The 9,660-nt window shown below is 73.1% G+C and carries 13 protein-coding genes; 3 read left to right on the top strand and 10 right to left on the bottom strand.

The annotated features are described in order from the left end of the window. The 3 genes from AOK03_RS16210 to AOK03_RS16200 all read left to right on the top strand — a co-directional run. On the top strand, positions 1-446 hold a 446-nt coding region (locus AOK03_RS16210; protein WP_208609546.1), incomplete at its 5' end, for a PfkB family carbohydrate kinase. Continuing rightward, positions 443-1,630 (top strand): CaiB/BaiF CoA transferase family protein, encoded by a 1,188-nt coding sequence (locus tag AOK03_RS16205; protein WP_055565969.1) that lies wholly within the window; start codon positions 443-445, stop codon positions 1,628-1,630. The genes AOK03_RS16210 and AOK03_RS16205, both read left to right, overlap by 4 nt. Beyond that, positions 1,627-2,460, top strand: a complete 834-nt coding sequence (locus tag AOK03_RS16200) for an HpcH/HpaI aldolase/citrate lyase family protein (RefSeq protein ID WP_055565968.1) — start codon at positions 1,627-1,629, stop codon at positions 2,458-2,460. The genes AOK03_RS16205 and AOK03_RS16200 overlap by 4 nt, the downstream gene beginning before the upstream one ends. Before the next feature lie 66 nt (positions 2,461-2,526). Here AOK03_RS16200 and lgt read toward each other — a convergent pair whose 3' ends face one another. The 10 genes from lgt to AOK03_RS44045 form a co-directional block, all read right to left on the bottom strand. Then, positions 2,527-3,474, bottom strand: a complete 948-nt coding sequence (gene lgt, locus AOK03_RS16195) for a prolipoprotein diacylglyceryl transferase (RefSeq protein WP_055565967.1) — start codon at positions 3,472-3,474, stop codon at positions 2,527-2,529. Positions 3,475-3,590: 116 nt separating this feature from the next. Continuing rightward, complete coding sequence (locus AOK03_RS16190; protein WP_055565970.1) at positions 3,591-4,370, bottom strand: DsbA family protein; 780 nt, start codon at positions 4,368-4,370, stop codon at positions 3,591-3,593. 63 nt (positions 4,371-4,433) lie between these two features. Beyond that, positions 4,434-5,249: a tryptophan synthase subunit alpha gene (gene trpA, locus AOK03_RS16185; RefSeq protein WP_055565966.1), complete on the bottom strand. Its 816-nt coding sequence runs from the start codon at positions 5,247-5,249 to the stop codon at positions 4,434-4,436. Next, entirely contained in the window at positions 5,246-6,532 is a 1,287-nt protein-coding gene (trpB, locus tag AOK03_RS16180) for a tryptophan synthase subunit beta (protein ID WP_055565965.1), read from the bottom strand. The genes trpA and trpB overlap by 4 nt, the downstream gene beginning before the upstream one ends. Positions 6,533-6,682: 150 nt before the next feature. Beyond that, entirely contained in the window at positions 6,683-6,841 is a 159-nt protein-coding gene (trpM, locus tag AOK03_RS45185; RefSeq protein ID WP_425264386.1) for a tryptophan biosynthesis modulator TrpM, read from the bottom strand. Beyond that, complete coding sequence (trpC, locus tag AOK03_RS16175; protein WP_055565964.1) at positions 6,838-7,647, bottom strand: indole-3-glycerol phosphate synthase TrpC; 810 nt, start codon at positions 7,645-7,647, stop codon at positions 6,838-6,840. Before trpC ends, trpM begins: the two co-directional genes overlap by 4 nt. A 139-nt stretch (positions 7,648-7,786) precedes the next feature. After that, the gene (locus AOK03_RS16170; protein ID WP_055565963.1) at positions 7,787-8,212 is read right to left on the bottom strand and encodes a DUF2752 domain-containing protein; all 426 of its coding nucleotides are present in this window, start codon (positions 8,210-8,212) and stop codon (positions 7,787-7,789) included. A 107-nt stretch (positions 8,213-8,319) separates the two neighbouring features. Beyond that, positions 8,320-8,544 (bottom strand): HGxxPAAW family protein, encoded by a 225-nt coding sequence (locus AOK03_RS16165; protein WP_055565962.1) that lies wholly within the window; start codon positions 8,542-8,544, stop codon positions 8,320-8,322. 108 nt (positions 8,545-8,652) lie between these two features. Then, on the bottom strand, positions 8,653-9,300 hold the full coding sequence (locus AOK03_RS16160) for a TIGR02234 family membrane protein (protein ID WP_055565961.1): 648 nt from the start codon (positions 9,298-9,300) through the stop codon (positions 8,653-8,655). Positions 9,301-9,307: 7 nt separating this feature from the next. After that, the coding region (locus AOK03_RS44045) for a chorismate-binding protein (protein WP_244177635.1) at positions 9,308-9,660 on the bottom strand (353 nt) is incomplete at its 5' end.

Below are 9,660 nucleotides of genomic sequence, written 5' to 3'. Positions count from 1 at the left end.
GCACCATCCTCACGCCCGCCCCCGCCCGGCCCCTGCCACCCGAACTCCTCGCCGCCACCGACCTGTTGCTCCCCAACGAGCACGAGGCCGCCGCCCTCACCGGCATCGCCGACGACCCGCGGGCCGCCGCCCGCGCACTGCTCTCCCAGGTGCCCGAGGTCGTCATCACCCTCGGCTCGCGCGGCAGCCTGTACGCGGCGCGCGACACCGAACCCGTCGTGGTGCCCGCCCGACAGGTCACGGCGGTCGACACCACCGGCGCGGGCGACACCTTCGCGGGCACCCTCGCCGTGGCGCTCGCCGAGGGCAACTCCGTGCCGGACGCGCTCGGTTGGGCGTCATCGGCGGCGGCGCTCTCCGTGCAGCGCCCGGGGGCCTCGGCCTCCATGCCGTACCGCAAGGAGATCGACGAGGAGACCGGCGCGGAGCCGGGGGCCACCTCATGACCGCTCCCCTCACGGGCCTTCGCGTCCTCGACCTCGCCACCCTCTTCGCGGGCCCGCTCGCCGCCACCATGCTCGGCGACTTCGGCGCGGAGGTCATCAAGGTCGAGCACCCCACGCGCCCCGACCCGTCCCGCGGCCACGGCCCCGCCAAGGACGGCGTCGGCCTGTGGTGGAAGCTGCTCGGCCGCAACAAGCGCACCATGACCCTCGACCTGTCGACGCCCGGCGGCCGCGACACCCTCCTGCGGCTGGCCGCCACCGCCGACGTGATCGTCGAGAACTTCCGCCCCGGCACCCTGGAGAAGTGGGACCTGGGCTGGGCGGAGCTGAGCGCGGCCAACCCCCGCCTGGTCCTCGCCCGCGTCACCGGCTTCGGCCAGTTCGGCCCGTACTCCCGCCGCCCCGGCTTCGGCACGCTCGCCGAGGCGATGAGCGGCTTCGCCGCGATCACGGGCGATCCGGAAGGGCCGCCCACCCTGCCGCCGTTCGGCCTCGCCGACTCGATCGCGGGCCTCGCGACGGCGTACGCGGTGATGACGGCCCTCGCGGCCCGCGACCGCACGGGCGAGGGCCAGGTGGTGGACATGGCGATCATCGAGCCGATCCTCACGGTCCTCGGCCCCCAGCCGCTCTGGTACGACCAGTTGGGCCACGTACAGCCCCGCACCGGCAACCGCTCCACGAACAACGCGCCCCGCAACACCTACCGCACGGCGGACGACAAGTGGGTCGCCGTCTCCACCTCGGCCCAGTCGGTCGCGGAACGGCTCATGCGCCTGGTCGGCCGCCCCGACCTGATCGCCGAACCGTGGTTCGCCACCGGCGCGGACCGGGCCCGCCACGCCGACGTCCTGGACGGGGCGGTCGGCGCCTGGATCGCCCGGCACACCCGCGCCGAGGTGATCGAGGCCTTCGAGAAGGCGGAGGCCGCGGTCGCCCCCGTCCAGGACGTACGCGACGTCATGACCGACCCCCAGTACGCGGCCCTCTCCACGCTGACCACGGTCGACGACCCGGAACTCGGCCCCCTGCGCATGCAGAACGTCCTCTTCCGCCTCTCCGCGACCCCCGGCGCGATCCACTGGGCGGGCCGCCCGCACGGCGCCGACACGGACGCGGTCCTCACCGAACTCGGCCTGACCGAACGGGAGATCACCGAGCTGCGCAAGGAGGGCGTCCTGTGACCGCCCTTTCCCCGCTGACCTGGCTGTACGTGCCCGGGGACCGGCCCGACGTGGTCGCCAAGGCCCTCCACGCGGGCGCCGACGCGGTGATCATCGACCTGGAGGACGCGGTCGCCCCCGACCGCAAGGAGTACGCGAGAACGGCGACGGCGGAGCTCCTCTCGGCACCCCAGCCGCTGCCCGTCCACGTCCGCGTGAACGCCCTGGACGGCCCGCTCGCCGAGGCCGACCTCCGCGCCGTCGCACCGCTCCCGGGCGTGGCGGGCCTGCGCCTGCCCAAGGTGACCTCGCGCGCCGAGGTCATCCGCGTCGCCGAGCGCGCGGTCCCCGCCGACGGCGGCGCCCCGGCCCTGCACGCCCTCGTCGAGTCCGCGCTCGGCCTGGAGCACGCCTTCGCCATCGCCACCGCGCACCCGGCCCTGCGCGGCGTCTCCCTGGGCGAGGCCGACCTCCGCGCGGATCTGGGCGTGCGCGACGAGGCGGGCCTCGACTGGGCGCGCTCCCGCGTGGTGGTGGCCGCGCGGGCGGCGGGCCTGGCGCCGCCCGCCCAGTCGGTCCACCCGGACATCCGCGACCTGGACGGTCTCGCCGCCTCCTGCGCCCGGGGCCGCGCCCTCGGCTTCCTCGGCCGCGCGGCGATCCACCCCCGCCAGCTCCCGGTGATCGAGCGGGCCTACCTCCCCACTCCCGCCGAGATCGAGCGGGCGGAGGAGATCACCAAGGCGGCGGCGACGGACGAGGGCGCCCTGGCCCTGCCGGACGGCCGCTTCGTGGACAAGGCGGTGGTGGAGGGGGCCCGGCGGGTCCTGGCGCTGGCCCGCAGGAAGTGACCGGAACACGCGAAGGGCCGCCGGATCAGGTGATCCGGCGGCCCTTCGACGTACGACCGGTGAAGGTCAGCTCTTCTTGGCCGACCCGGCCTCCTCGTCGGAGGCCTTGGCGTCCTCGGCCTTCTCGGCGTCCTTGGTCTCGCCCTCCGCCTTGGTGAGCTTCGAGGCGTCGGCGTCGCTCCCGTCGGCGGACGACTCGTCGTCCGGCTCGACGATCTCCTCGCGTCCGGGGTGCTTCTTGGCCGAGACCACGAAGTAGGCGACGGCCAGCAGGAACACCACGATGGCGGTCCACACGTTCAGCCGCAGACCGAGCACGTGGTGCGCGTCGTCGACCCGCATGTACTCGATCCAGCCGCGCCCGGCGCAGTACGCGGCGACGTACAGCGCGAAGGCCCGGCCGTGTCCGAGCTTGAAGCGGCGGTCGGCCCAGATGACCAGGACGGCGACGCCGATGCACCACAGCGACTCGTACAGGAAGGTGGGGTGGTACGTGCCGGGGACCCGGCCGTCCTCGGCCGAGGTGATCTTGAGCGCCCAGGGCACGTCCGTGGCCTTGCCGTACAGCTCCTGGTTGAACCAGTTGCCCCAGCGGCCGATGGCCTGGGCGAGGGCGATGCCGGGAGCCAGCGCGTCGGCCCAGGCCGGCAGCGGGATCCCGCGGCGGCGACAGCCGATCCACGCGCCGACCGCGCCGAGCGCGATCGCGCCCCAGATGCCGAGGCCGCCCTCCCAGATCTTGAAGGCGTCCACCCAGTCACGGCCGTCGCTGAAGTACAGCTGGTAGTCCGTGATCACGTGGTAGAGGCGCCCGCCGACGAGGCCGAACGGCACGGCCCACACGGCGATGTCGGCCACGGTGCCTGACCGGCCCCCGCGATCGATCCACCGCTTGTTGCCGAGCCAGACGGCTACGAAGACGCCGATGATGATGCAGAACGCGTAGCCGCGCAACGGGATGGGTCCGAGTTCGACCACACCGCGCGACGGACTGGGAATGAAGGCAAGGTCCATGACACGACCGACGCTACCGTGCCGGGCATCGGGGGCGGCAACCGGTCCGGCTACGGGTCCATAACGTCAGCACGGTCCGTGACGTCGGCGCCGGGTCGGTCACCGCCCCTCGCGCGTCAGCTCCGGTTCGCCTCCGCCACCTTCTGCTTCAGCTTCTGGGGCGACAGCGGGTTGTTCTGGTCGCCGAAGATGTCCTTGCCGTTGAGCCGGACCGTCGGGGTGCCGCGCAGCTTCGCGTCCTGGAACGCCTGGTTGGACTTGTCGACCCAGCTGTCGTGCTTGCCGTCCTCGACGCACTTCTTGAAGGAGTCGGTGTCCAGGCCGTCGACCTGCCCGGCGAGCTCGATCAGCTTGCTGTTCTTGCCGAACGCGTCATCGGGCTCGGGGGGCTGATTCTTGAAGAGCACGTCGTGGTACGGCACGAACTTGCCCGCGTCCTGGGCGCAGCCCGCGGCGTTGGCCGCGCGCTTGGAGCCGCTGCCGCCCATGTTCCCGTCGATGAGCGTGGCCAGGTGATACTCCACCTTGAGCTCGCCCTTCTCGGTGAGCTCGTGGATCGTCGAGCGATAGCCGTCCTCGAACCCCTTGCAGGCCGGGCAGCGGAAGTCCTCCCAGACGGTGAGGGTGGACTTGGCGCTCTCCTTGCCGACGGGGATCGCGGGCCCGTCCTTGTCGCTCGCCCCCTTGGGCGCGACCACCGGGCCCGCCGTGTCGCTCTTGTCGTCGCCGGAGTTGGCGGCGAGCAGTCCCACCACGGCGGCGAGTCCGAGGACGCCTACCACCGCGGCGCCCACGACCAGCGCCCGGCGCTGCTTGTCGCGGGCCTTCTGCCGATCTCGCTCTTCCGCCAGCCGCTCGCGGGCCGATCGTTTTCCCTCACGGTTCTTCTCGCTCACACCCCGCCAAACGAACCGGGGAGGCACGAGCGTGCCTCCCCGGTCCAGGTCCACCCGTACGAGTTACGCCTTGCCGCGGACCCCGTCCGCGAGCTCACCGGCGAGCGCACGCACGGCGGCGAGCCCGGCGGCTTCGTCGGGGGCGTCCAGCATCCGCTGCACGAACGCGGAGCCGACGATCACTCCGTCGGCGAAGCCCGCGACCTCGACGGCCTGGCGCGCGTTGGAGACGCCGAGGCCGACGCAGACCGGCAGTTCGGTGGTGGCCTTGGTGCGCCGCACCAGGTCCTGCGCCTGGGCGCCCACCGACTCGCGGGTGCCGGTGACACCCATCAGCGATGCCGCGTAGACGAAGCCGGAGCCCGCCGCGGTGATCGTGGCGAGCCGCTCGTCCTTGCTGCTCGGCGCCACGACGAAGACCGTCGCCAGGTCGTGCTTCTCGGCGTGCTCCCTCCAGAGCGCCGACTCCTGGACGGGCAGGTCCGGCAGGATGCAGCCGGCGCCGCCCGCCTCGGCGAGCTCGGCGGTGAAGCGCTCCACGCCGTAGCGGTCGATCGGATTCCAGTACGTCATGACGAGCACCGGCTTGCCGGTCGCCTCGTGGGCCTCGCGGACGGTGCGCATGACGTCGCGGATCTTGAGGCCGCCGCGCAGGGCGATGTCGTCGGCGGTCTGGATGACCGGGCCGTCGAGCACCGGGTCCGAGTGCGGCAGACCGACCTCGACCACGTCGGCGCCGCCCTCGAAGACCGCCTTGACGGCCTCGATGCCGCCGTCGACGGTGGGGAAGCCCGCGGGCAGGTAGGCGATGAGGGCGGCCCTGCCCTCGGCCTTGGCGCCGGCGAGGGCGTCGTCCAACAGCCTGATGTTGCCGCTCACTTCGCGTCCCCCTCGATCTCGGCGCCGGTGGCGGACGCGTCCGCCTCGACGACTGCGTCCGTGTCGTACAGGCCGAAGTAGCGTGCGGCCGTGTCCATGTCCTTGTCGCCGCGCCCGGAGAGGTTGACGACGATCAGCCCGTCCTTGCCGAGCTCCTTGCCGACCTCCAGCGCCCCGGCCAGGGCGTGGGCGCTCTCGATGGCCGGGATGATGCCCTCGGTGCGCGACAGCAGGCGCAGGGCCTGCATCGCCGCGTCGTCGGTGACCGCACGGTACTCGCCGCGGCCGCTGTCCTTGAGGTAGGCGTGCTCGGGGCCGATGCCCGGGTAGTCGAGTCCGGCCGAGATCGAGTAGGGCTCGGTGATCTGGCCCTCCTCGTCCTGGAGGACGTAGCTGCGGGAGCCGTGCAGGATGCCCGGCTCGCCCGCGGTCAGGGTGGCCGCGTGCTCGCCGGTCTGCACGCCGTGCCCCGCGGGCTCGCAGCCGATGAGGCGCACGCCCGCGTCGGGGATGAAGGCGTGGAAGAGGCCGATGGCGTTGGAGCCGCCGCCCACGCAGGCGACGGCGGCGTCGGGCAGGCGCCCGGCGCGCTCCAGGATCTGCCGCCTGGCCTCGACGCCGATGACGCGGTGGAAGTCGCGCACCATGGCGGGGAAGGGGTGCGGTCCGGCCACGGTCCCGAAGAGGTAGTGGGTGCGGTCCACGTTGGCGACCCAGTCGCGGAACGCCTCGTTGATGGCGTCCTTGAGGGTGCGGCTGCCGGACTTCACGGCGACGACCTCGGCGCCGAGCATCCGCATCCGGGCCACGTTCAGGGCCTGGCGCTCGGTGTCGATCTCGCCCATGTAGATGGTGCATTCGAGGCCGAAGAGGGCGCAGGCGGTGGCCGTGGCGACGCCGTGCTGTCCCGCTCCGGTCTCGGCGATGACGCGGGTCTTGCCCATGCGCTTAGTGAGCAGGGCCTGGCCGAGCACGTTGTTGATCTTGTGCGAGCCGGTGTGGTTCAGGTCTTCGCGCTTCAGGAAGACGCGGGCGCCACCGGCGTGCTGCGCGAAGCGGGGCACCTCGGTCAGGCTGCTGGGCCGACCGGTGTAGTTGACGAGCAGGTCTTCCAGCTCGGCGGCGAAGGCGGGGTCGCTCTTCGCCTTGTCGTACTCGACGGCGACCTCGTCCACGGCGGCGACGAGGGCCTCCGGGATGAACTTGCCGCCGTACGCGCCGAAGTAGCCTTCGGCGCTCGGGATCTGACCCTCCGGGTCGGGGATGAAGTACTCGCTGGGCATGCGGAAACCTCGCAATGGCTGGCGTTGGCGTGTGGCATGAGTACGCCTTGGCGCCGTCGCTGGTCACGGGTCCTTCGCGGCCGCGGCCCGTCGTGGGTTGCGCGCGCAGTTCCCCGCGCCCCTGACGGGGCGCTGCTCAGCTCGGCGGCGTCAGGCGCCGCCCCGCCATCGCATCCCGGGGATCTGCCCCGGCTCGGAGCCGATGTGGTACCGCACCCGCCTGCCCCGCACACGCCGCGCGGGCGCCCGGCAGCCGCGGGGGCGGCAGCCGGGTGCGAGGCGGGCGGAGATCGACATGGGGTGGGTCAGCTCCGTCCGTGCCGCAGCGCCGGGTGCGTGCCCGCGGCGACCAGGTCGGCGACCGCGCCCTTCGGGTCGCGGCCGGTGACCAGGGACTCGCCCACGAGCACCGCGTCGGCGCCCGCGTTGGCGAACGCGATGAGGTCGTGCGGCCCGCGCACACCGGACTCGGCGATCTTGACGACGCTGTCCGGCAGCTCGGGGGCGACCCGCTCGAAGGTGGAGCGGTCGACCTTCAGGGTCTTGAGGTCGCGGTTGTTGACGCCGATGACACGGGCGCCCGCGTCGACGGCACGCTCGGCCTCGTCCTCGTCGTGCACCTCGACGATCGGCGTGAGGCCGATCGATTCGGCGCGCTCGATGAGGGACTCCAGGGCGGGCTGCTCCAGGGCGGCCACGATCAGCAGCGCGAGGTCGGCGCCGTACGCCCTGGCCTCCCACAGCTGGTACGAGGTGACGATGAAGTCCTTGCGCAGCACCGGGATGTCGACCTTGGCCCGGACGGCCTCCAGGTCGGCGAGCGAACCGCCGAAGCGGCGCTCCTCGGTGAGCACGGAGATGACGGCGGCGCCACCCGCCTCGTAGTCGGCGGCGAGACCTGCCGGGTCGGCGATCGCGGCGAGCGCGCCCTTGGAGGGGCTGGAGCGCTTCACCTCGCAGATGACCTTGACGCCGTCGCCGCGCAGGGCCGCCGCGCCGTCCTTGGCCGCGGGAGCCTTGGCCGCACGCTCCTTGAGCTCGTCGAGGCTGACGCGTGCCTGCCGCTCCGCGAGGTCGGCACGGACTCCGTCGATGATCTCGTCGAGCACACTCACGCGAGCGGCCCCCTTCCTGACGGTTGAGCTGACGTTCAAGCTGGTCACTGCGATGGTATCCGCAGGAGGGCGAAGGGCCCGCATCCGGTTGACGCCCATCCCACGACCTGGACAGCGATCGCTCCCGCAACCTGCGGTTTCACGGATGCAGCCATGACCCGAACGGCAGATTGCGCGCCAGCGTGAAGACCGCGATCAGGGCGCCCAGACCCCACAGCGGAACCGGCCCCAACGCGATCCGCAAGGGCCGCCCGCGGACCGTCCTGACCACCCACACGGTCCACAGCACGGCGAAGACGACGTATCCGGCGACGGCGAGCGCGTTGGCGCCCAGCGCCGCCGCGACATCGCCGTGGACGAAGGCGTGCGCGCTGCGCAGGCCGCCGCAGCCGGGGCAGTAGATGCCGGTGAGGCGCAGCAGCGGGCAGGCGGGGTAGTGACCGGGTTCGTTCGGGTCGACGGCGCCGACGTAGGCGAAGGCTCCGGCGACCGAGGCGAGCAGTCCCGCCGGCACGAGCAGACGGGTCAGGACGGGGGGCGCGGCGCTCTCGGGTTCGGCGGTCACCCGTGCATTCTGCCGCGCGCCCGGGCGCGTCGCCCGACGGGCGGGCCGGACACGCGAAAGAGGCGGTCCCGGGCACCTGCCGGACCGCCTCTTGTCGTACGGCGGGGTCAGCTGCCGGCGCTCACGGTCTGGCGGTGCGGACGCTTGGCCTGGCCCATGCCCGCGAGGCGCATGGCGCCGCCCACGAGGCCGCCGATGGCGATGATCGCCATGCCGGCCCAGAAGCCGGGAACGTTGGCCATCACCATGAAGGCGCCCGCGACGCAGAAGCCGACGAAGGCGATGATCGAACCGGTCCAGGCAGCCGGGGTGTGTCCGTGGTCATGCGCCATGAAAATGCTCCTTGTTGCTGTGTGCGCGGCGGGGACTGGGGAGCCCACCGCGTAGCGGACGCTCCCTGCCATTCTCCCGCACTCGCACGCATGCCCTGAGCTCGGGGGTCAGGTTCCGTGCGTGGGGTCCTCGCCGCGGTCGAGGGCCTTCCACAGCTCCTCGGGGCGCTCCGGGTCCGGGGCGCGGCGCGCCTTGCGGGGGCTGGGCGTGCCGTCGCGTTCGTAGCGCCCCGACATCGCGGGCCACGAGCGGCCGTAGGTGAGGGCGAGCAGCCCGGCGAGCAGGAGCAGCGCGCCCGCGGCGGCCGCGGCGTACGGCCAGCCGGTGTGCGACAGGTCACCGATGGTGGTGGCGGCGTCGCCGGAGGCGGTGGCGGCCTTCTCGTCGAGGGCGTCGCTGTCGTCGGCACCGAGCAGGGCCGCGGCCACGATGCCGCCGCCGCTGAGCGTGAGCAGCAGGGAGACCAGGAAGCGTCCGGCGCGGCGGACCGCGAAGACCGCGACGAGGGCGGCGAGGCCCACTATCGCGAGGGCCGCGGGCACGCCCGTGACGTCGCTGCCCTTGGCGGTCAGCGGCAGCTCGCCACCGGCCACCGATGCGGTGCCGTGGGCCCAGGCCTGGCGGGACGCGAGCAGCGCGAGGGCCGCGCCGACGGCGCCGAGCAGCAGGGCGGCAGCGATGCTGCGTCTGCTGCTGCGCTGGGCCCGGCTCTCGGACGTGTCCTCGGTACGGGGCGGAGGTACGGCAGAAGTCACCCGTCCACTATCCCTCACTGCCCGAACGTCCGTGCAGCCGGTTCGCCGTGTGGATGGCGCGCAGCACCGCGGCGGCCTTGTTCCGGCACTCCGTGTCCTCGGCGACGGGGTCCGAGTCGGCGACGACCCCGGCCCCGGCCTGCACGTATGCCGTGCCCTCGCGGAGCAGGGCGGTGCGGATGGCGATGGCGGTGTCGGAGTCGCCCGCGAAGTCGAGGTAGCCGACGCAGCCGCCGTAGAGCCCGCGACGGGACGGCTCCAGCTCGTCGATGATCTGCATCGCGCGGGGCTTGGGGGCGCCGGAGAGGGTGCCCGCGGGGAAGCAGGCGGTCAGCACGTCGAAGGCGGTGCGGCCCTCGG

Source organism: Streptomyces atriruber (genome assembly GCF_001418325.1).
Classification (GTDB): Bacteria; Actinomycetota; Actinomycetes; order Streptomycetales; family Streptomycetaceae; genus Streptomyces; species Streptomyces atriruber.
This window is presented reverse-complemented; position numbering and strand designations above follow the sequence as displayed.